At 36.9% G+C, this 22,746-nt stretch carries 17 protein-coding genes; 15 read left to right on the top strand and 2 right to left on the bottom strand.

Annotated elements, in window-relative coordinates:
* Window positions 1–223: 223 nt before the first annotated feature.
* Together ACI6PS_RS15160 and ACI6PS_RS15165 are read right to left on the bottom strand one after the other, a co-directional pair.
* Window positions 224–961 carry a tyrosine-protein phosphatase gene (locus tag ACI6PS_RS15160; RefSeq protein ID WP_421013419.1) on the bottom strand — a complete coding sequence of 246 codons (738 nt, stop codon included), beginning with the start codon at window positions 959–961 and terminating at the stop codon, window positions 224–226.
* A gap of 28 nt (window positions 962–989) precedes the next feature.
* Entirely contained in the window at window positions 990–2,579 is a 1,590-nt protein-coding gene (locus ACI6PS_RS15165; protein WP_421013420.1) for a peptide chain release factor 3, read from the bottom strand.
* A gap of 149 nt (window positions 2,580–2,728) precedes the next feature.
* Here ACI6PS_RS15165 and ACI6PS_RS15170 point away from each other — a divergent pair, with 149 nt between their 5' ends.
* From ACI6PS_RS15170 to ACI6PS_RS15240, 15 genes are all read left to right on the top strand, one after another.
* Complete coding sequence (locus tag ACI6PS_RS15170) at window positions 2,729–3,655, top strand: type IX secretion system membrane protein PorP/SprF (RefSeq protein ID WP_421013421.1); 927 nt, start codon at window positions 2,729–2,731, stop codon at window positions 3,653–3,655.
* A gap of 271 nt (window positions 3,656–3,926) precedes the next feature.
* The gene (locus tag ACI6PS_RS15175) at window positions 3,927–5,891 is read left to right on the top strand and encodes a peptidylprolyl isomerase (RefSeq protein WP_421013422.1); all 1,965 of its coding nucleotides are present in this window, start codon (window positions 3,927–3,929) and stop codon (window positions 5,889–5,891) included.
* On the top strand, window positions 5,892–6,743 hold the full coding sequence (locus tag ACI6PS_RS15180; protein WP_421013423.1) for a hypothetical protein: 852 nt from the start codon (window positions 5,892–5,894) through the stop codon (window positions 6,741–6,743).
* Complete coding sequence (locus ACI6PS_RS15185) at window positions 6,706–8,142, top strand: peptidylprolyl isomerase (protein ID WP_421013435.1); 1,437 nt, start codon at window positions 6,706–6,708, stop codon at window positions 8,140–8,142. The genes ACI6PS_RS15180 and ACI6PS_RS15185 overlap by 38 nt, the downstream gene beginning before the upstream one ends.
* Before the next feature lie 50 nt (window positions 8,143–8,192).
* Window positions 8,193–9,146, top strand: coding sequence for an AAA family ATPase (locus ACI6PS_RS15190; protein ID WP_421013424.1), 954 nt, complete (start codon window positions 8,193–8,195; stop codon window positions 9,144–9,146).
* Window positions 9,147–9,550: 404 nt separating this feature from the next.
* Window positions 9,551–12,322, top strand: a complete 2,772-nt coding sequence (locus ACI6PS_RS15195) for a bifunctional aconitate hydratase 2/2-methylisocitrate dehydratase (RefSeq protein WP_421013425.1) — start codon at window positions 9,551–9,553, stop codon at window positions 12,320–12,322.
* A 108-nt stretch (window positions 12,323–12,430) separates the two neighbouring features.
* Entirely contained in the window at window positions 12,431–14,692 is a 2,262-nt protein-coding gene (locus tag ACI6PS_RS15200; protein ID WP_421013426.1) for an aconitate hydratase, read from the top strand.
* Between the two features lie 323 nt (window positions 14,693–15,015).
* Window positions 15,016–15,468, top strand: coding sequence for a GyrI-like domain-containing protein (locus ACI6PS_RS15205; RefSeq protein WP_421013427.1), 453 nt, complete (start codon window positions 15,016–15,018; stop codon window positions 15,466–15,468).
* Window positions 15,469–15,516: 48 nt separating this feature from the next.
* Window positions 15,517–16,683 carry a glycosyltransferase family 2 protein gene (locus ACI6PS_RS15210; protein ID WP_421013428.1) on the top strand — a complete coding sequence of 389 codons (1,167 nt, stop codon included), beginning with the start codon at window positions 15,517–15,519 and terminating at the stop codon, window positions 16,681–16,683.
* A 168-nt stretch (window positions 16,684–16,851) separates the two neighbouring features.
* Window positions 16,852–18,186, top strand: a complete 1,335-nt coding sequence (locus ACI6PS_RS15215; RefSeq protein ID WP_421013429.1) for a dihydrolipoamide acetyltransferase family protein — start codon at window positions 16,852–16,854, stop codon at window positions 18,184–18,186.
* A gap of 110 nt (window positions 18,187–18,296) precedes the next feature.
* Window positions 18,297–19,607 carry a DUF389 domain-containing protein gene (locus ACI6PS_RS15220; protein WP_421013430.1) on the top strand — a complete coding sequence of 437 codons (1,311 nt, stop codon included), beginning with the start codon at window positions 18,297–18,299 and terminating at the stop codon, window positions 19,605–19,607.
* Window positions 19,608–19,888: 281 nt separating this feature from the next.
* A complete protein-coding gene (locus ACI6PS_RS15225; RefSeq protein WP_421013431.1) occupies window positions 19,889–20,659 on the top strand; it encodes an exonuclease domain-containing protein in 771 nt (256 codons plus the stop codon).
* 70 nt (window positions 20,660–20,729) lie between these two features.
* On the top strand, window positions 20,730–21,341 hold the full coding sequence (locus ACI6PS_RS15230) for a fumarylacetoacetate hydrolase family protein (RefSeq protein WP_421013432.1): 612 nt from the start codon (window positions 20,730–20,732) through the stop codon (window positions 21,339–21,341).
* Complete coding sequence (locus tag ACI6PS_RS15235) at window positions 21,342–21,689, top strand: Hpt domain-containing protein (RefSeq protein WP_421013433.1); 348 nt, start codon at window positions 21,342–21,344, stop codon at window positions 21,687–21,689.
* Window positions 21,690–21,709: 20 nt separating this feature from the next.
* Window positions 21,710–22,746: CinA family nicotinamide mononucleotide deamidase-related protein (locus tag ACI6PS_RS15240; protein WP_421013434.1), on the top strand; the 1,037-nt coding region annotated here is incomplete at its 3' end.

Raw genomic sequence — 22,746 nt, forward strand, 5'->3', positions numbered from 1 at the left:
AACTTGCATTGTTGCTTGCGCAAGATACATTGTCCCAAACGCAACTTACATTGTTGCTTGCGCAAGATACATTGTCCTAAACGCAACTTACATTGTTGCTTGCGCAACTACAAAAAAATAAGAACATCTTACAAAATTCACATTGTAAAATAGTGTAGAATAAGGTATTAATACGATTAAAAAAAGAAGGCTTCCCAAATCAGGAAGCCTTTTGTAAAGTAGTTTAAGAAGCAAAAAACTGATTCTTTGACAGTGCTTCTTTCAATGGATTCAAATCCTTAATGTCAACTTTATGGCTAAAAGCCTCAATGTGCTTCCTATGGTGAACATCCGAGCCTACAAAATCAATCATGCCACTTTCAAGCAGTTTTTTCGCAGTCGTAAATACACCCTCACCATAATAGCCAACCGTAGATAGGATGTTGAGTTGAAACAAGCATCCTGCTTTTTTCAGTTTGGTATATTCATTAAAGTTTTTATGATAAAAAACATAACGTTCAGGATGTGCAAGTACAGGTTTGTAGCCCGCAACCTGAAGATCGAAGATAATATCATAAAGTTGTATAGGTGCATTGATGTAGGACATCTCCACCAGAACATAATTGTCCTTCAAGGTCAATAATGGCTCCGATTGAAAGAGTTTTACAAAGTGATCGTCCATTAAATATTCCGCCGCCGCCTTAAACGGAAGATGGATGTTGTTTTCCTTAAGAAGTGAAGCAACCTCTTCCTTTTTAGCATTTATAATTTCAGAATTGTTTTCCCAAACATGCTGAATGATATGGGGCGTCGTAATAAATTCCTTGACACCAAAATCCATCATGGATTTCACAAGTGATAAGGTATCTTCAAAAGTACGTGCTCCATCATCAATCCCAAACAATAAATGGGAGTGAAAATCAATATGATTGTCAGGAATCAAATCCTTGAGCACGGTTTTATTTCTGTTAAAGAAAAACAATGTCTGTGTAATTTAGAGGTTACTGCTATTATTCAAACTCAGAAGTGAAGAACAATTTCACGTTCGGATATTTACTCTGCGTCATCTGAATCGTAAAATCAGAATCGGCCAAGAAAACCAATTGACCGTATTTGTCGTGTGCCAAAAACTTCTGCTTGATTCTTTTAAATTCCTTAAACTCTTCACTTTTTGCATCGTCAGGCTTTACCCAGCAAGCCTTGTGAACCGGGAAATTTTCGTAGGTGCATTTAGCGCCATATTCATGTTCCAATCGGTATTGGATCACTTCATATTGCAGGGCTCCAACGGTTCCAATAACTTTTCGGTTGTTCATTTCCAAAGTAAAAAGCTGTGCAACTCCTTCGTCCATCAACTGATCAATACCTTTGTCGAGCTGTTTGGCTTTCATCGGATCGGCATTGTTGATGTATCTAAAATGTTCTGGCGAGAAACTTGGGATTCCTTTAAAGCTCATCATTTCTCCTTCTGTCAAGGTATCACCAATCTTGAAATTTCCAGTATCATGCAAACCTACAATGTCACCAGGATAGGAAATATCCACAATCTCTTTCTTCTCCGCAAAGAAAGCATTCGGACTTGAGAATTTCATATTCTTCCCTTGACGAACATGCAGGTAGGGTTTGTTTCGTTCAAAAGTTCCCGAAACAATTTTCAAGAACGCAAGCCTGTCTCTGTGTTTCGGATCCATATTGGCGTGGATTTTAAATACAAATCCTGACATTTTTTCTTCCTTGGGATCAACCAATCTTGTTTCTGAATCCTTTGGTCGAGGAGAAGGAGCGATATCTACAAAACAATCCAACAATTCCCTAACTCCAAAATTATTCAAGGCAGAACCAAAAAACACAGGTTGCAATTTTCCATCAAGATAATCCTGACGGTCAAATTTTGGATAGACTTCGTCAATCAATTCCAGCTCTTCACGCAGTTTATCGGCAGGTTTTTGGCCAACAATTTTCTCCAATTCAGGACTTTGAACATCTGAAAAGGCGATTGTTTCTTCAATATTCTTTCTGCTGTCGCCACTAAACAAGTTGATGTTTTGTTCCCAAAGATTATAAATTCCTTGAAAATCATATCCCATACCAATAGGGAAACTCAACGGCGTAACGGTCAAGCCTAATTTTTGCTCCACTTCGTCCATCAAATCGAATGCGTCTTTACCTTCTCTGTCCAATTTATTGATGAACACAATCATCGGAATATTACGCATTCTACAAACCGAAACCAATTTCTCAGTCTGTTCCTCAACTCCTTTTGCAACGTCAATCACTACGATAACACTGTCGACAGCCGTTAGGGTTCTAAAAGTATCTTCAGCAAAATCCTTGTGTCCTGGTGTATCAAGAATATTGATTTTTTTATCCTTATAATTGAAGGCCAAAACCGATGTGGAAACTGAGATTCCTCTCTGACGCTCAATTTCCATAAAATCTGAAGTGGCTCCTTTTTTAATTTTATTGTTCTTAACAGCACCCGCTTCCTGGATGGCTCCTCCAAACAATAACAGTTTCTCTGTCAGTGTGGTTTTTCCGGCATCGGGATGCGAAATGATTCCAAATGTTCTTCTTCTGTTTATTTCTTGTGTAAAACTCATCTTGTGTAAAATAGGCTGCAAAAATACTATTTATAGTTCAGAAACACATCTGTTCTAAACTACAATTTGATAAATGATTATAAATTTTTTATACCCAAAATTTTACTATATTTTTGAGATGTTTTTAAGTTTCTTTGGGTTAAAACGATATGAATACAAAAAGTACTATTGCATTGCTGTTTTTTTTATTACTGTCGCTCCTTGTTCAGGCGCAACAGGATTCGCAGTATACGCAATATATGTATAATACTATCAACGTGAATCCTGCCTATGCGGGTTCACGAGGGGTAACCAGCATATTTTTACTGCACAGAACACAGTGGGTAGGACTTGACGGCGCACCAGTCACCAATACCGTTTCCATCAACAAGCCAATTGGCTTTACCAATATGGGGTATGGAATCTCTTTCGTAAACGACAGAATTGGTGTTTCCGATGAAAATACAATCTCTGTAGATTTTTCCTATTCTGTAAAAACTTCTGAAGATTACAAGATATCTTTTGGTATAAAAGGATCGGCTAATTTGTTGAGTGTAGATTACACAAGACTTACCATCCGCCATCCTGAAGATGAACTTTTGAGCAAGCAGGCCAATATTGACAATAGATTGTCTCCTAATTTTGGAGCGGGTATCTATTGGCATTCTGATAGGAATTACATAGGTCTGTCGGTTCCTAATTTTTTAGAAACCAAACATTATGACGATAATGTAAGTTCGCTTGCCAGCGAAAGGATGCACTTTTATCTTATAGGAGGTAGTGTTTTTGATTTGAATGAAAATTTAAAATTCAAGCCGGCAATGATGACCAAAATGGTTCAAGGAGCTCCGCTTCAAGTAGACCTTTCGGCAAACTTTTTATTCAATGAGAAATTTATGGTAGGAGCGGCCTACAGATGGAGTGCGGCACTCAGCGGAATGGTTGGTTTTCAAGTAAACGATTCGTGGTTTATAGGATATTCCTACGATGCCGAAACCACAAAGTTGGCGAACTATAATTCGGGATCTCATGAAATTTTTCTTCGCTATGAATTGTTTCGTAATTATGATAAGATAATTTCTCCGAGATTTTTCTAATTGACTTTTATGATTGCTATCTAAGTAATTTTTTTATATGAAAATCATCTTACACTCCAGTTTACAAGCTATTGGGGCACTTCCATTTAATTTTTTGTTAATAGTAATCAACAAACTTGCATAATGTAATTGAATTGTTAATTTTGTTGGTTGTTATTATTCTAAAATGTCATAAAATACAATTCGTTTTTATGCGTTTTGAACTAGAAATAACAAACCAAAACAATCAAAAACATATCCTTACATAATTAAATACATAATTAGTACAAGAATGAAAATAAGACAATTGTTGTTCGGGCTTTTGCTTTCGGCAAATTTTGTAAGCAACGCTCAAGACAGTAAAAAAGAAGTGTTGTTCTCCATTGATGATAAGCCTTATTATACTGATGAATTTTCAAGGGTTTACAAAAAAAATATTGATTTAGTAAAGGACGAATCTCAAAAAGACCTGAACCAATATCTGGAATTATTTGTTGGATACAAGCTTAAGATCAACAAAGCAAATAAATTAGGCTTACAAAATAATCCGAAATACCAATCCGAATTAAAATCCTACAGAAGTCAACTTTCTAAAAATTACTTGACGGATACAAAGGTTACTAAAGAACTTATTGAGGAAGCCTATAATCGTTCCCAAAAAGAAATCAAAGCGTCCCATATCTTAATTATGGTAGATGAAAATGCGGCTCCAGCCGATACTTTAAAAGCTTACAATCAAATCCTTGACATTCGTAAAAAAGCCGTAGCAGGCGAAGATTTTGGTAAATTAGCACAACAATTTTCTCAAGATCCTTCAGCGAAAGAAAACAGTGGTGACCTTGGCTATTTTTCAGCATTCAGGATGGTTTATCCTTTTGAATCAGGAGCCTTTAAGACAAAAAAGAATGAAGTTTCCAAGCCAGTCAGGACTCGTTTTGGATATCACTTGATAAAAGTTAACGATATCCGAGACAATAGAGGAGCCGTTAGCGTGGCGCATATCATGATAATGAAACCTGCCGATGCATCATCTTCTGAAAAAGGAAAGGCAAAAATTCAGGACATCTACAGAAAATTGCAACAAGGTGAAAAGTTTGAAGAGCTTGCAAAACAATTTTCAGAAGATAAATCATCCGCCGGAAAAGGTGGTGTTTTAAACAGCTTTAGTTCGGGTGAATTGAGTTCGGATAAATTTGAAAATGTTGCTTTTTCATTATCAAAACAAAATCCAGTATCAGAACCTTTTGAAAGTGAATACGGATGGCATATTGTGAAGTTTCTTGAAAAACATCCTGTAAAAACATTTCAGGAAATGGAAACAGAATTGGATGGAAAAATCAGAAAAGACGATCGCTCTCGATTGATTGTGAATTCAATGAACGAAAAACTACGTAAAAAATATGCTGTAAAAAGAGACAGCAAATTATATGCATCGCTCGTTAAAACGGCTAACGACGGACTTTATACTTCTTCTTGGAAAATTCCCGAAGACACGAACAGCTTTAATAAGCCATTGTTTACCATTAAAGATAAAACAGTAACAGGAACTGACTTTCTGAATTATATGAACAATCAGCAAAAGAATGTTCCAGAAGTCAAACCAGTATCCAAATTAGTGGATGTTTTATATGAAAAGTTTTTAGACGAGCAATTGAACAGCTATTATAATGACAATTTGGAAAATGAATTTCCTGAGTTTGCAGATGTGATGGAAGAATACCGTGACGGATTGTTGCTGTTTGATTTGATGGAGAAAGAAATCTGGGAAAAATCTAAAACCGATACCATCGGATTGCAAAATTTCTATCAAAAAAATAGTGCCAATTACAAATGGAAAAATAGATACGATGTTCTAATTGTATCTTCAACAAAATCTGATTTTATCAAAAAGGCACAAAAGATGCTTAAAAAAGATAAAACAGCAGATTATATCAAACAGAATCTAAATTCAGGAACAGAAATTCAAGTCTTGGAAAAAGAAGGTGTTTTTGAAGAGGGAAATGAAGTGCTTCCTAAAAATGTAACCTTCAAGCCAGGTGTGACCGATGTGATAAAAGAAGGTGATTATTATTTTGTAACAAGAGTAAATAAAGTACTTCCAGCTGGAGATAAAACATTGGAAGAATGCAAAGGGAAAGTCGTTAATGATTATCAGCAATATTTAGAAGAAAATTGGGTGTCTGATTTGAAGAAAGAATTTACAATAAATGTCAACAAGGATACATTTGAAAAGGTAAAAAAACAAATCAAGTCGTAGATGCAAAAAGGCCTTTATATAATTGGATTGTCTTTGCTGTTGAGTTCCTGTTCCTATTTCAAGCCAGAAGCAAAACCAGAATCGATAGCAAGAGTAGGAGATTCCTTTTTGTATAAAGAAGATATAAAAGATTTAGTAGCTGTTGGTACATCAAAGGAAGACAGCGTTATGATTGTAAGAAGTTTTATCGACCGCTGGGCTACACAAAGATTATTGATTGAAGCAGCGAATATAAACCTGAACGATGAAAAAAAAGCCGATTTTGATGATTTGGTAAGGCAATATAAAAACGATTTATATACCAAAGCTTACATAGAAGAGGTTGTGAAAACAACGGTAGATACTGTGATTTCCGAAAAGGAGTTGAAAGAATATTACGATCAGAACAAAGGAAATTTCAGGACAAATGGTACTTTAGTGCAATTGCGATACATCAATCTGCCAAAAGATCATCCTAAGTTTGCAACCATAAGAAGTAAGTTTCTGGATTTTAGAAAATCAGATAAGAAGTTTTGGGATACATATCAAATGCAGTTCAAAAATTCCGCTTTAAACGATTCGGTTTGGGTAGAGTTGAACGAAATTTATAGGAAACTGCCTTTTATAAATCCAGAGAATAGTCAAAAATACATATCAGAAGGCATCTCTTTTGAAAAGCCAGATTCTCTGAATGTATATTTAGTTAAAATAAAGAAAACAATAAACAAGAACGAAATAAGTCCTTTTGTGTATTTAAAGCCAACTTTACAGCAGGTAATTTTGAATAGAAGAAAATTGGAATTAATTAAAAAATTTGAAAAAGAAATTACTGATGATGCGATTAAAAATGACAAATATGAAATTTATAAATAGTAGGAACCTCTTGATGCTATTGTTGGCAATATGCTCCATTAGCGAAATACAAGCACAAGAAATCATTCAACAAGATTCCGTAAAAAAACAAGAAGCACCTAAATCTTCATACAAGCGTCAAAAAATAGACGGTGTTATTGCAACCGTTGGTGATTATATCGTTTTGGACTCTGATATCGATAAAAATTTCCTTGAGCTTGCTGCAAATGGAAACAGTATTGAAAATATTACCAGATGTCAAATGTTAGGAAAGCTTTTGGAAGAACGATTGTATGCTCACCAAGCACTTCAGGATAGTATCATCGTGAAGGATTCAGAAATCAACAGTATGATGGAAGAAAAAATTGGAATCATGTTGGAGCAAACCAGAGGTACAATGGACGATCTCGTTAAATACTACAAAAAAAACAGTGAGGAAGAATTTAGGACTTACTTTTTTGAAATTTTGAAGATGAACAAGCTTACGTCAGAAATGACCAATAAAATCATCGACAAAGTTGAAATAACACCAGAAGAAGTTAGAACATTTTTCAAAGGAATCAAGAAAGAAGAATTGCCAACTTTTGGAGATGAATTAGAGATTTCTCAAATTGTAATCAAACCTCAAGTTACAGAAGCTGAAAAACAAAAAGTAAGAGACAGGCTTAATGAATTTAAAAAAGAAATAGCCGCAGGATCAAGTTTTTACAGTAAAGCTGTATTGTACTCTCAAGATCCAGGTTCAAAATCTAATGGTGGTTTTATGAAAGTAAACAGAAAGACACCGTTGGTAAAGGAATTTAAGGATGTAGCTTTCAGTTTGGATGAAGGGCAGATTTCAGAACCATTCGAAACAGAATATGGTTTTCATATTATTTTTATTGAAAAAATCCGTGGACAAGATGTTGACTTGCGTCATATATTGATTGCTCCAAAAATCTCTGAAGAATCTATGAAAGAGGCAAAGGATGAAGCATTGATGATCAGAAAGAAAATTATTGATGGAGAGATTTCTTTCGCTGAAGCGGCAAGAAGCTCATCAGACGAAACTGAAACAAAAGCCAATGGTGGAGCATTGCTAAATCCTAAAACATTGGACTCTCGTTTTGAATTAACAAAATTGGACGCTATGCTATACGGTCAGGTTTCGAACCTTAAAACAGGTGAGGTTTCTCTTCCGTTTATAGACGAGCCAAGATCAGGAGGAAAAGTCTTTAAGCTGATGATGGTTACAAACAGAATTGCGGCACATCCAGCAGATTATTCTACCGATTACATCAAAATCAAAGAATTTGCATTGAAAGACAAACAGATCAAAGAGATTGCAAAGTGGACTACTGAAAAAATTAAAGATACTTATATTAAAATAAATGGCGAATACAGGGATTGTGATTTTCTATACAACTGGCTTAAGAAATAATTCTTAACTTTCAAAAATCTAAAATCAGCAATCTAAAATCTAAAATCAATATGTCCGACGTAACTGCTATACAAAACTTGGTTCAAAAAAGAAGTGAACTTAAAAAGGAGATTTCTAAAATTATTGTAGGTCAGGATGTAGTAGTCGACCAGATTTTATTGAGTATTTTTTCTGGAGGTCATGCACTTTTGGTAGGTGTTCCGGGATTGGCAAAAACCTTGATGGTAAACACAATTTCTCAAGCTTTAGGATTGGATTTTAAGCGTATTCAGTTCACGCCAGATTTGATGCCTTCGGATATTCTAGGGAGTGAAATTCTAGATGAAAACCGTCAATTCAAGTTTATCAAAGGACCTATTTTTTCGAATATTATCCTTGCCGATGAGATCAACAGGACGCCGCCTAAAACGCAAGCCGCTCTGTTGGAAGCAATGCAGGAACGAGCTGTTACCATCGCCGGACACAATTATAAATTAGACTTGCCCTATTTCGTTTTGGCAACACAAAACCCAATTGAGCAGGAAGGAACCTATCCTTTGCCGGAAGCACAATTGGACCGTTTTATGTTTTCTATAAAGTTAGATTATCCTTCTTTTGCAGAAGAAGTACAAGTCGTAAAAAGCACCACTTCTGATGCTAAAGAAACAATCAATCCATTATTCTCTGCACAAGAAATTATCGATTTTCAACATTTGATAAGAAGGATTCCAGTTGCAGATAATGTAATCGAATATGCGGTAACTTTGGTCAGCAAGACACGACCTGATAATGCATTGTCAAACGATTATATCAAAAATTATATTGATTGGGGTGCAGGTCCGAGGGCTTCCCAGAATTTGATTTTGGCTGCAAAAGCCAATGCCGCTTTCAACGGAAAATTCTCTCCGGATATCGAAGATGTAAAAGCTGTTGCAGTCGGAATTTTAAGGCACCGTGTCGTGAAAAACTACAAAGCCGATGCAGAAGGAATTACGATAGAGAAAATTATTACTTCTTTATTTTAGAAGATTTTTATAAAATGAATTTAAACCTGATAAGCAATTGTCAGGTTTTTTTATGCGCTGAAATCGTTGTAGAAGTGACTGTAAGTGTAATTTAGAAAGGTTCTTAATTCAAGTTAAGATTGTTAATGGTTTCTAAAATTCCGAATTTGGTAAAAAAATGACTTTAAATTAACGATTAAGCAATATTTTAATTTAATACCAAAATTTATTTAATAATAATCATCAAAATTGATTATTTGGGAATAATAATGTTTTGAATGTCCACTTTTATTAAAAATAGTTCAATTTTGAGTGGAATGTATTAAATTTGCAGGAACAAACAAACGAAACTAAAAGCATGTTTTTGGAGATACTGTAATGATTTAAAAAAGCGTGTGCAATTCAAAAGATTTCTATATTAGACTATGAACATTTATAACGATTACCTTAAAGAGATTGAAGAAAGAAAACTTCAAGGACTTCATCCAAAACCAATTGATGGCGCTGAATTATTAAGCGAAATCATCCATCAAATAAAAGATGTAAACAACGCACATCGAGAAGATTCTCTAAAGTTCTTTATTTATAATACCTTACCGGGAACCACAAGTGCCGCAACTGTTAAGTCCAGATTCTTAAAGGAGATTATTCTTGGCGAATCTGTTGTTGAGGAGATTTCTCAAGCATATGCATTTGAGTTATTGTCGCACATGAAAGGCGGGCCTTCAATCGAAGTATTGTTGGATTTGGCTCTTGGAGAAGTTTTTTCTATCGCAAAGCAAGCATCAGAAGTTTTAAAAACACAAGTTTTCCTTTACGATGCGGATACAGATCGTTTAAAAGAAGCTTACAAAGCGGGTAACATATTCGCAAAAGAAATTTTGGAAAGCTATGCTAAAGCAGAATTTTTTACGAAGCTTCCAGAAGTTCCAGAAGAAATAAAAGTTGTAACTTTTATCGCTGGAATTGGAGACATTTCTACAGATTTGCTTTCTCCAGGAAACCAAGCACACTCACGTTCTGATCGTGAATTGCACGGTCAATGTATGATTACACCACAAGCGCAATCAGAAATCAGAGATTTACAAGCACAACATCCAGATAAAAGTGTAATGTTGATTGCTGAAAAAGGCACGATGGGTGTTGGTTCTTCAAGGATGTCAGGTGTAAACAACGTGGCACTTTGGACAGGAAAACAAGCAAGCCCTTATATTCCTTTCGTAAATATTGCTCCAATTGTGGGTGGTACAAACGGAATTTCTCCAATTTTCTTGACCACTGTTGACGTAACCGGAGGAATTGGACTTGACCTTAAAAACTGGGTTAAGAAACTGGACGATAATGGAGAAGTGGTTCGCGATGAAAATAATGATCCCGTTTTAGAAGAAGCCTATTCTGTTGCTACAGGAACGGTTCTTACCATCAATACAAAAACTAAAAAATTATACAACGGCGAACAAGAATTGATGGACATTTCTAAGGCATTTACGCCTCAGAAAATGGAATTCATCAAAGCTGGAGGTTCGTATGCAATTGTTTTTGGTAAAAAAATCCAAACGGTTGCAGCTAAAATTTTAGAAATAGAGCCTACTCAAGTATTTGCCACTTCAAAAGAAGTTTCCCACGAAGGACAAGGTCTTACGGCAGTTGAAAAGATCTTCAACAAAAACGCAGTAGGTATCGCTCCTGGAAAAGTATTGCATGCTGGTTCTGATGTTCGAGTAGAAGTAAATATTGTTGGTTCGCAAGATACAACAGGATTGATGACTGCTCAGGAATTGGAATCTATGGCGGCGACTGTTATTTCTCCAATTGTGGATGGAGCTTACCAATCTGGATGTCACACGGCTTCGGTTTGGGATAAAAAAGCACAGGCAAACATTCCAAAACTGATGAAATTCATGAACGATTTTGGTCTAATCACCGCTCGTGATCCAAAAGGCGTTTACCATTCGATGACAGATGTTATCCACAAAGTATTGAATGATATTACAATCGACGAATGGGCCATCATTATTGGAGGAGATTCTCACACAAGAATGTCAAAAGGTGTTGCCTTCGGTGCCGATTCAGGTACGGTAGCGCTTGCTTTGGCAACAGGTGAAGCTTCAATGCCAATTCCAGAATCGGTAAAAGTTACCTTCAAAGGAACAATGGCTAGCTATATGGATTTCCGTGATGTGGTGCATGCTACTCAAGCACAAATGTTGCAGGAATTTGGTGGAGAAAATGTTTTCCAAGGTAGAATCATTGAGGTGCATTTAGGAACGCTTACTGCCGACCAAGCCTTTACATTCACCGATTGGACAGCAGAAATGAAAGCAAAAGCATCCATCTGTATTTCAGAAGATGATACCCTGATTGAATCATTGGAAATTGCAAAAGGCAGAATCCAAATCATGATCAACAAAGGAATGGACAATGAAAGACAAGTGCTTCAAGGATTAATCAACAGAGCAGACAAGCGTATAGCAGAAATCAAATCTGGAGAGAAACCAGCCTTGACACCAGATGCAAACGCTAAGTATTATGCAGAAGTAGTAGTAGATTTGGATCAAATTGCTGAGCCAATGATTGCCGATCCAGATGTGAACAACAAAGACGTTTCAAAAAGATACACTCACGATACCATCCGACCATTATCTTTTTATGGTGGTGATAAAAAAGTAGATTTAGGATTTATCGGTTCGTGCATGGTACACAAAGGCGATATGAAAATCCTTGCCCAAATGCTTAAAAACGTGGAAGCACAAACAGGAAAAGTAGAATTTAATGCACCGCTTGTTGTAGCACCACCTACATATAATATCGTTGATGAATTGAAAGCAGAAGGCGACTGGGAAGTATTGCAAAGATACTCTGGTTTCGAATTCGACGACAACGCTCCTAAAGCATCCGCTCGTACAGAATATGAAAATATGCTGTATTTAGAGCGTCCAGGTTGTAACCTTTGTATGGGTAACCAGGAAAAAGCGTCTAAGGGAGATACCGTTATGGCTACTTCAACACGTTTGTTCCAAGGAAGGGTAGTAGAAGATACCGAAGGTAAAAAAGGAGAGTCATTGCTTTCTTCAACTCCGGTGGTTGTACTTTCAACAATTTTGGGAAGAACCCCAACAATTGAAGAATATAAATTGGCAGTAGAAGGCATCAACTTGACAAAATTTGTACCTTCCAATAAAACGTTGGCAATTTAAAAACAGAATAAATACTCGAAAGCTTAAGTGATAAACTTAAGCTTTCTTTTTTAATAGCATTCTTTTTCGTATATTTAAAATTAGGAATAACAATAAAACTGATACACTATGGCTTTTGATATTGAAATGATTAAAAAGGCGTACGGAACAATGGCAGAACGTGTAGACAAAGCACGTCAACTTGTTGGACATCCGCTGACACTTTCTGAAAAGATTTTATATGCCCACCTTTGGGAAGGCAATCCAAATCAAGTTTTTACAAGAGGAAAAGACTATGTAGATTTCGCTCCAGATAGAGTGGCTTGCCAGGATGCAACTGCCCAAATGGCGCTATTGCAATTCATGCACGCCGGAAAGCCAAAAGTAGCAGTTCCTACAACCGTCCACTGTGATCACTTGATTCAAGCCAAAGTAGATGCTAAGACCGATTTGGCCCGAGCAAAAACACAAAGCAACGAAGTTTTCGATTTCCTTTCATCAGTTTCTGATAAATACGGAATCGGTTTTTGGGGCCCTGGTGCGGGAATTATCCACCAAGTGGTTTTAGAAAACTATGCATTCCCTGGTGGAATGATGATCGGAACGGATTCGCATACTGTAAATGCAGGAGGTTTAGGAATGTTAGCCATCGGAGTGGGTGGTGCTGATGCCGTAGATGTAATGTCCGGAATGGCTTGGGAATTGAAATTTCCAAAACTGATCGGAATCAAATTAACTGGAAAATTATCAGGATGGACAGCTCCAAAAGATGTAATTCTTAAAGTAGCCGGAATACTTACTGTAAAAGGTGGAACAGGAGCCATCGTCGAATATTTTGGCGAAGGAGCAACCGCAATGTCGTGTACCGGAAAAGGAACAATCTGTAATATGGGTGCCGAAATCGGTGCTACAACTTCTACTTTCGGATACGATGATTCTATGCGCCGTTACCTGAAATCAACTGGAAGAGCCGATGTTGCCGATGCAGCCGATGCAATTGCACCTTACTTAACAGGTGATGATGAAGTATATGCAGATCCAGAAAAATATTTCGATCAAGTAATTGAAATCAATCTTTCAGAATTAGAACCTCATTTAAATGGTCCTTTCACGCCAGATTTGGCCACACCAATTTCTAAAATGAAAGAAGAAGCCATCAAAAACGATTGGCCATTGCAAATCCAGGTAGGTTTGATAGGTTCTTGTACCAATTCTTCTTACGAAGATATCTCTCGTGCGGCTTCTTTGGCAAAACAAGTTTCAGAGAAAAATTTAAAAACAAAAGCACAATTTACCATAACTCCAGGTTCTGAGGTTGTACGTTATACAATCGAGCGTGATGGTTTTATCGATACTTTCAATAAAATCGGAGCAACGGTTTTTGCCAATGCCTGCGGACCGTGTATCGGAATGTGGGACAGGGAAGGTGCCGAAAAAGAAGAGCGAAACACCATCGTCCATTCCTTTAACCGAAATTTCTCAAAACGTGCCGATGGGAATCCAAACACCTTGGCTTTCGTAGGTTCTCCTGAACTAGTGACTGCTTTGGCAATTGCTGGGGATTTATCATTCAATCCTCTGACGGATAAATTAATCAACGAAGACGGTGAAGAAGTAATGCTGGACGAACCAACCGGAAACGAATTGCCTCCAAAAGGTTTCGACGCCGAAGACCCAGGCTATCAAGCACCTTCAAAAGACGGTTCGGGAGTGCAAGTGGTTGTAAATCCAACTTCAGAACGACTACAATTGTTGGCGCCATTCGAACCATGGGACGGAAAAAATATTACAAACGCCAAATTGCTCATCAAAGCATTCGGAAAATGTACCACCGACCATATCTCAATGGCTGGACCTTGGTTGCGTTTCCGCGGACATTTGGATAATATTTCAAACAATATGTTGATTGGAGCAACCAATGCCTATAATCAAAAAACAAATTCAATAAAAAACCAATTGACTGGCCAGTACGATGCAGTTCCCGCTGTGCAGAGAGCATACAAGGCGGCCGGAGTTCCTTCAATCGTAGTGGGCGACCATAATTACGGCGAAGGCTCTTCCCGTGAACACGCTGCGATGGAGCCACGTTTCTTGGGTGTAAAAGCCGTTTTGGTAAAATCATTTGCGCGAATCCACGAAACCAATTTGAAGAAACAAGGAATGTTGGCACTTACATTTGCAAACGAATCCGATTATGATAAGATACAAGAAAACGACACCATCAATTTTACGGATTTGGTAGATTTCGCGCCAGGCGTGCCGTTGAACTTGGAATTCAAACACGATGATGGTTCAGTAGACGTAATCATTGCGAATCACACCTACAACGAAGGTCAGATTGGTTGGTTCAAGGCAGGCTCGGCATTAAACCTGATTGCTGCAGGAAATTAATAATTCAAATTTATTTTATAAACTGAAAACTCCCGAATCACTTCGGGAGTTTTTTTATTTAGAGAAATTTGATGTTTAGAAATTATAATTCGTTTAAAATACTGATTAAGGAAAAAAATATCGCAACGACGACAACTATGTAAAAGATGGTTTTCCAGTGTTTTCGATCACCTTCTCTTAGGTAAATGTCCCGTTTGAAGATATTTTTATTGATGGAATGTATCAAAAATTGGATTCAATTAAAAGAGTGAGTTATTAATAAGTTATTGATAAAAGTATTAAAAATAAAAAAATCGTAAATTCACGCTTTTAAATTAATCAGAATGACTCAAAAGCCATCCTTTCATATTATTGGGATTTCCGTTAGAACCACCAACCAAGATCAGCAAGCTTCAAGCGATATTCCAGCCCTTTGGAATAAGTTTTTTGGAGAAGGCATCCTTGCAAAAATCCCCAACAAAGTAAGCAGCAATCTTTATTCCATCTATACTGATTATGAAAAAGATCACACCGCTCCCTATACCACAATTTTGGGCTGTGAGGTAGAAAATCTAAACGAAATTCCCGAAGGACTCATTGGGAAAACAATTCCTGAAGGGAACTACGAAATTTTCACGGCTAAGGGAAATCTGATGCAAGGTGCCGTCTATAATGAATGGACCAAAATATGGAATGCAGCTATTGAAAGAACCTTTGTTGCCGATTTTGAATTATACGATGCAAAATCGCATGATCCAGAAAATGCCGAGGTGGATATATTTATCGGTGCACGATAAATTAGATTGCACATGAAGTAAATTAAATTTTCCAATTATATTTGTCCAATGCAGTTATCCATCGTCATCCTCAATTATAATGTGCGCCATTTCCTCGAGCAATGTGTTTTAAGTGTCCAAAAAGCCACACAAAACTTCAATGCCGAGATCATCGTCGTCGATAATAATTCCCAAGACGACAGTTGTCAGATGATAAAAGACCGTTTTCCGGAAGTAATTTTAATTGAAAACAAAGAAAACACCGGTTTCCCAAAAGGCAACAACATCGGAGCCAAAATTGCCAGCGGAAAATACCTCTGCATCCTAAATCCAGACACCGTAGTAGCCGAAGACACCTTCGAAAAAATCCTCGCTTTCGCCAAAAAACAAGACAATCTAGGAATCGTTGGTTGCAAACTCATCGACGGAACCGGACATTTTCTGCCAGAATCCAAACGTGGCATTCCAACTCCTTTCGTGGCTTTCACAAAAATATTCAGTCTTTATAAAATCTTTCCAAGCATCAAATCCTTCGGAAAATACTACGCCTCACACATCAGCGAAAACCAAACAGGAAAGGTTGAAATATTAGTCGGTGCTTTTATGTTTATGAAAAAAGAAACCTACGAAGAAGTAGGCGGTTTCGACGAAGATTGTTTCATGTATTCAGACGATATCGATTTGTCCTATATGGTTCTAAAAACAGGAAAAGACAATTATTATTTCCACGAAACTACGGTCATACATTATAAAGGAGAAAGCACTGTAAAAGATGGGAAGTACATGAAACGTTTTCAGGAAGCAATGAATTTCTTCTATAAAAAGCACTTCAAAACATCCTTTTTCTTTTCGTTTTTTATGAAAATCGGAATTGTTTTCTTTTCCTTTGTAAAGATGTTCCAAGGAAAAGCAACGCTAAAATCAAAACCAGAACGTTATATTTTATTGTCTGATAACGACCTTATAAAAGAAAAATTAGAAGAAGCACTCAAAAAAAAGATACAAATCACAACTTTAGAAAACCAAAAAGCATTATTTTCGCAAACGTTTTCGAAACACAAGCCAACTGAGGTGATTTTAGACAACAATTACCTCACGTTCAAAGACAGCATACAGTTTTTGGAAACACAAAAGGATAAAAAACGAACCTTTAAAAACCTGCCAGCCGCATCTGATTTTATCATAGGAAGCAACAGCAGTAACGATAGAGGAGAAGTTATTACTTTTAAGATTTAAGCAAAAAAGTTAATGATTCTTAAACCCTTAGTGGTTTAAATTGTATTAAATTTGTGTAATTCGTATCAAAATAAAAACAACTGTAAAATTATATAATTCATAGTATAACCTAAAAATTATCACTAATTTTGCATCAAGAAAATAAAAATTCACCATTAGGTTAGCAATATGGCAAAATTTGAATTGAAACTTCCAAAGATGGGAGAAAGCGTTGCAGAAGCAACCATTACCAATTGGTTAAAAAAAGTAGGCGACCCAATCGAAGCCGATGAAGCAGTACTTGAAATTGCTACTGATAAGGTAGATTCAGAAGTGCCTTCAGAAGTTTCAGGAGTCCTGTCTGAAATCCTTTTCAATGTTGATGATGTTGTAAAAGTAGGACAGACGATTGCCTATATCGAAGTTTCAGGTGGAGTAGCTGTAGAAGCGCCAAAAGAGCAAGCTCCAGCATCTGTAGCAACAATCGAAAAAACGGTTGAAAGTGCGCAGCAAGCTGTTGCTACACCACAAGATTTTTCTAACTCAGAAAAATTCTTCTCTCCTTTAGTAAAAAACATCGCTAAAGAAGAAGGAGTTTCTGTTGCTGAATTGGAAGCAATAAACGGTTCAGGAAAAGACGGTAGAGTGACTAAAGATGATATTTTAAAATTTGTCGAAAGTCGCAAGTCAAATGTTGCAAGTCCAGCGCCAGTTGCCAATACTCCAGCTGTCATCCCGAGCTCTCCCGAGGCTTCGGGAGAGGGGCAAAAGCCTGCACCTAAAACCCAAGCTCCTGCTCCTGTCTCTGTAAACGGTGGCGATGAAATAGTGGAAATGGACAGAATGCGTAAACTGATTTCAGGCTATATGGTCGCTTCGGTTCAAACTTCTGCCCACGTTCAGTCGTTTATCGAAGTCGATGTGACCAACATCGTGAAATGGAGGGATAAGGTAAAAACTGCTTTTGAAAAAAGAGAAGGAGAGAAATTGACTTTCACACCAATCTTTATGGAAGCCGTTGCAAAAGCATTGAAAGATTTCCCAGGAATGAATATTTCTGTTGATGGCGATTTTATCATTAAAAGAAAAAACATCAACCTTGGAATGGCGGCTGCTTTGCCAAACGGAAACTTGATTGTTCCAGTTATCAAAAATGCTGACCAGTTGAATATCGTTGGTATGGCAAAAGCCGTAAACGATTTAGGAAACCGTGCAAAAGCAGGAAAACTAAAACCAGATGATACTCAAGGAGGTACTTATACGGTTACAAACGTTGGAACTTTCGGAAGTGTTTTCGGAACGCCAATCATCAACCAGCCACAAGTTGGAATTCTAGCTCTTGGTGCCATCAGAAAAGTACCGGCAGTTATCGAAACTCCAGAAGGCGATTTTATCGGAATCCGTCAAAAAATGTTCCTTTCGCATTCGTATGACCACAGGGTTGTTGATGGCGCATTAGGCGGAAGCTTCGTAAAACGCGTTGCGGATTACTTGGAAGCATTTGATGTAAACAGAGATTATTAAAAAAATAATGCATACTTTAGAAACTCCCGAAAGCAATTTCGGGAGTTTTTTGTTTTGAGCTTTTTGGTTTCCCTGAATTGTTCTATATTTAAAATGAAATAAAATTTGCTATGTCGTTACTCCGAAAATTTTTAGTCTATACCAATTTAAGGTCTGGAATGGACGAATTCCAAACCATCCACGAATCCATCGAAAAAGATGTGATGTTGCGTGGCACAAGACTTTGGGTTTTGGTTATTGCCATTTTCATTGTTTCCATCGGATTGAATATGAATTCGACTTCTGTAATTATTGGCGCGATGTTGATTTCGCCCATGATTGGTCCTATTAATGGAATGGGATACAGTATTGCGACCTATAATTTCCCGCTGTTTCGAAAAGCAATGAAAAATTTTAGCTTTGGAGTTTTGGCAGCTCTAATCACTTCCACATTGTATTTTGCTTTAAGTCCTTTATCGGCGGCACACTCAGAACTTTTATCGCAAACAAGTACTACAATTTATGACGTTTTGATTGCATTTCTTGGAGGTCTTGCGGGAATCATTGCGATTAGTTCAAGATCAAAAGGCAATATTATTGCTGGTGCTGCAATTGCCACGGCTTTGATGCCACCACTTTGTACGGCAGGTTATGGCTTGGCAAACGGGAATATAAATTTCTTTGCCAGCGCAATGTATTTATTCACCATAAATGTAGTTTTCATCGCGATATCTTCAGTATTGATTTGTCGCTTTTTGAAGTTTCCCATTTCATCTGAAGTACAGGGAAAACATAAAACGCGCGTAAAAAGTTTGCTTTCATTTGTGAGTATTATTACCATAGTTCCCAGTGTTTACTTTGGATATGCCCTGGTTCAGAGAGAGCATTTTACGGAAGATGCGAACCGTTTTGTAGCCGATATCAGTGTTTTTGAAGGGAGTTATCTTTTGAAAAATGAAATTGATGCTCGAAAAAAGCAAATCATTTTGGTTTATGGAGGAAGCGATTTATCAAAGGAAAGTAAAGAGGAAATCATGAAAAGAGCTTCGGTTTATTCTTTGGCGGAAGCAAAATTAATTTTCAAGCAAGGTTTTTCGTATAATGACGGAAAAGAAAATGTCAATCAAATAGACAAATTGAAAACCGAGGTAAACCGATTGAATTTGGCCTTGAAGGAAAAAGAAAAAATTACCGACAGTGTGATTTCAAAACCTAAAATAGGAAAACAGCTTTTAGGAGAAATCAAAACGCTTTTTCCGGAAATAAAATCGTGTTCCTATTCGGAAACGGTTGCTTTTCAAGACAGTTCAAAGATTGATAAGGTGAAAATCGTGGTGATGGAAACTACGAAAAAAGGTTTGACTGCCGATGCAAGAAAGCGCATCAATGATTGGTTGAAGAAGAGATTGGAGAGCGAAAGGGTGAAAACTTTTTTTGAATAAAATTTTTTATAAATAATTTCTACAAAGTATATCGGCAATATTGGTCGGAAAGATAAAAAGTGCCTAAAGATTTTATTTTAGCCCCGATTGAAATGGAAATCCATTTTGTTCCGGTGTTCGGAACAAAATGATTGTAATGGAAAGCGGGAATATGGAATAAAGAATGCCAAAAGTGATGCTGCTGATTGAAATTATTGGAAGGAAGGCTTCTTAAATTAGCGTTATTTAGACGGATTAAAGTGTAAAACCTTCTTATCTTTGCGAACCACAAAACCCACAAAATGGAACTAAAATTAACGAAATCGATCTGTTTTTTTGATCTTGAAACCACTGGAATCGACATCTCGAAAGACAGAATTGTTGAAATAGCAATTCTTAAGGTATTTCCGAACGGAAATAAGGAAAGCAGGACTTGGCTGGTGAATCCTACAATTCCGATTCCGGCAGAATCTACAGCGATTCACGGTATTTCAAATGAAAAGGTAGCGAATGAACCAACTTTTAAGGAGCTGGCCTCGACGATTCATAATATGATTAAGGATTCGGATTTGGCTGGATTCAATTCGGACCGATTTGATATTCCTTTGCTGGCGGAAGAATTACTGAGAGCTGGAGTTGATTTTGATATGAAAAATTGCGTTTCGGTTGATGTTCAGACGATTTTTCATAAAAAAGAAGAGCGAACTTTGAGTGCGGCTTATAAATTTTATTGTGGTCAAAGTCTTGAAAATGCACATTCAGCAGAAGCCGATACAATGGCGACGTATGAAATTTTGAAATCGCAGTTGGATCGTTATGAAGATTTGCCACACGATATGCGATCGCTTTCGGAATATACGACCAGAAAGAAATCGGTTGATTTTGCTGGTTTTATTGCTTTGGATAAAGACAATGAAGAGATTTTTACATTCGGAAAACACAAAGGCGCAAAAGTAGATAAGGTGTTAGAGGCTGAGCCGGGCTATTTCAGCTGGATTCAGAATGCTGATTTTCCGTTGTATACTAAAAAGGTGTTGACGGGAATAAAATTGAGGAAGTTAAATACGAAATAGGTGTAAGGTATTGGGTCTAAGGTTCAAGACGCCCAAAGCCCAAAAACCTGAACCATGAACCTGAAAGAAGATGAAAATAATCTGCATCGGTAGAAATTATACCAAGCATATTGAGGAATTGCAGAACGAAAAGCCAACGGAACCTGTGATTTTTTTGAAACCAGATACGGCGATTTTGCCTAAGAATTTCCCATTTTTTATTCCAGATTTCAGTAGTGATATCCATCACGAAGTGGAGATTTTGGTAAAGATAAATAGGGTAGGGAAACATATTGATCCGAAATTTGCTCATAAATATTACAACGAGATTGGTCTTGGTATCGATTTTACGGCACGCGATGTTCAATCACAATTAAAAGAAAAAGGACTTCCGTGGGAAAAAGCGAAAGCGTTTGACGGATCGGCGGTTATTGGTGAATTTATGCCGAAATCGGAATTCAATTCGCTTGAAAACATTAGCTTTGAGTTAAAGAACAACGGCGAAACGCTTCAAGCAGGAAATACTTCGCACATGCTGTGGAAAATTGATGAATTGATTTCGTATGTTTCGCAATATTTCACCTTAAAAATTGGCGACATTATTTTTACAGGAACTCCAGAAGGTGTTGCACAAGTTAAAACAGATGATGTTTTGGAAGGGTTTATCGAAGGTAAAAAACTATTTAGAATACAAGTAAAATAGATGGCTTTACATTATAATTTAGCAAAGGTTTACGCAATTTCTGATAATGATACAGACTTTGTAATGGATATTGTGACACTTTTTGTTACCGAAGTTCCACAGGATTTACTGGAAGTAAAAAGCGGGATAAAAGAAAAAGACTATCAAAAAGCCTATAGTTTTGCCCATAAAATCAAACCTACTTTGGATTTGCTGGGAATGAAGGTCGCTCACGAAGAAATTATCTGTATCGAAGAGTGGGCAAGGAAAGATGATGCCAAAAAGAAAGAGATAATTGAGACTTATAAAAGTGTAGAACAACACGTTGAGAAAGCGATTAAGGAAATTCGTAAGGATTTTAACTTGTAGAAATCTGATTTAAATCTGAAATGAAAGCAACAATAGTTACCATTGGCGACGAGATTTTAATTGGACAAATTGTAGATACCAATTCTGGATTTATTGCAAAATCACTGGATAAGATTGGGATAGAAATCAACGAGATGATTTCTATTTCGGATGATAAAAACCATATTCTGGATACTTTTTCCAAGCTTCAAAACAAGGCTGATTTGGTTATCATTACAGGCGGTTTAGGTCCTACGAAAGATGATGTAACCAAGAAAACATTCTGCGATTATTTTGAAGATGAATTGATTGTAGATGAGAAAGTATTGGCTCACGTGACACAATTGATAGAAGGGATTTACAAACGTCCGATTTCGCAAATCAATAAAGATCAGGCTTTGGTTCCGTCAAAATGTACCGTCTTGTTCAATCAATTTGGCACAGCTCCAGGAATGTGGATGAAAAAGGGAAATACCGTTTTTATATCCCTGCCAGGCGTTCCGTATGAAATGAAAGGATTGATTGAAAACGAAATTGTTCCGAAAATCATCAAAGAATACAAGCGTCCTTATATTCTTCATCAAACCATTTTAACGTACGGTCAAGGTGAAAGTTTGGTAGCAGAACGAATTGAAGAATGGGAAAACAATCTTCCAGAATTTATAAAATTGGCCTATCTGCCAAGCCCGGGAAGAGTTCGTCTTCGACTTTCTGCAAGAGGAACCGATGAAGAATTGCTTAAAAAAGCGATTGCAGATAATGTAATTCTACTTACAAAATTGATTGGCGATATCATCGTAGGATATGACGACAGCGAAACAATTGAAGTTGTTTTGGGAAGGATTCTAACCCGGCAAAAGAAAACGATTTCAACTGCCGAAAGTTGTACGGGCGGGAAAATTGCTCAAATTTTAACGTCCATTCCGGGATCATCGGCCTATTTTAAAGGAAGTATCGTGAGTTATGCAAAGGAAGTTAAAACCGAAGTGTTGAAAGTTTCAAAGGAAACAATCGAAAAACATTCGGTTGTAAGCGAGGAAGTTGCAAAAGAGATGGCGCTTTCAATCCAAAAAATAAT

The organism is Flavobacterium sp. PLA-1-15 (genome assembly GCF_049060005.1).
In the GTDB taxonomy this organism is placed as follows: Bacteria; Bacteroidota; Bacteroidia; order Flavobacteriales; family Flavobacteriaceae; genus Flavobacterium.

Coding starts and splice junctions, on each gene's coding strand:
- ACI6PS_RS15165 (WP_421013420.1), bottom strand. CDS start 2,579: ATGAGTTTTACACAAGAAATAAACAGAAGAAGAACATTTGGAATCATT.
- ACI6PS_RS15170 (WP_421013421.1), top strand. CDS start 2,729: ATGAATACAAAAAGTACTATTGCATTGCTGTTTTTTTTATTACTGTCG.
- ACI6PS_RS15175 (WP_421013422.1), top strand. CDS start 3,927: ATGAAAATAAGACAATTGTTGTTCGGGCTTTTGCTTTCGGCAAATTTT.
- ACI6PS_RS15180 (WP_421013423.1), top strand. CDS start 5,892: ATGCAAAAAGGCCTTTATATAATTGGATTGTCTTTGCTGTTGAGTTCC.
- ACI6PS_RS15185 (WP_421013435.1), top strand. CDS start 6,706: ATGCGATTAAAAATGACAAATATGAAATTTATAAATAGTAGGAACCTC.
- ACI6PS_RS15190 (WP_421013424.1), top strand. CDS start 8,193: ATGTCCGACGTAACTGCTATACAAAACTTGGTTCAAAAAAGAAGTGAA.
- ACI6PS_RS15195 (WP_421013425.1), top strand. CDS start 9,551: ATGAACATTTATAACGATTACCTTAAAGAGATTGAAGAAAGAAAACTT.
- ACI6PS_RS15200 (WP_421013426.1), top strand. CDS start 12,431: ATGGCTTTTGATATTGAAATGATTAAAAAGGCGTACGGAACAATGGCA.
- ACI6PS_RS15205 (WP_421013427.1), top strand. CDS start 15,016: ATGACTCAAAAGCCATCCTTTCATATTATTGGGATTTCCGTTAGAACC.
- ACI6PS_RS15210 (WP_421013428.1), top strand. CDS start 15,517: ATGCAGTTATCCATCGTCATCCTCAATTATAATGTGCGCCATTTCCTC.
- ACI6PS_RS15215 (WP_421013429.1), top strand. CDS start 16,852: ATGGCAAAATTTGAATTGAAACTTCCAAAGATGGGAGAAAGCGTTGCA.
- ACI6PS_RS15220 (WP_421013430.1), top strand. CDS start 18,297: ATGTCGTTACTCCGAAAATTTTTAGTCTATACCAATTTAAGGTCTGGA.
- ACI6PS_RS15225 (WP_421013431.1), top strand. CDS start 19,889: ATGGAACTAAAATTAACGAAATCGATCTGTTTTTTTGATCTTGAAACC.
- ACI6PS_RS15230 (WP_421013432.1), top strand. CDS start 20,730: ATGAAAATAATCTGCATCGGTAGAAATTATACCAAGCATATTGAGGAA.
- ACI6PS_RS15235 (WP_421013433.1), top strand. CDS start 21,342: ATGGCTTTACATTATAATTTAGCAAAGGTTTACGCAATTTCTGATAAT.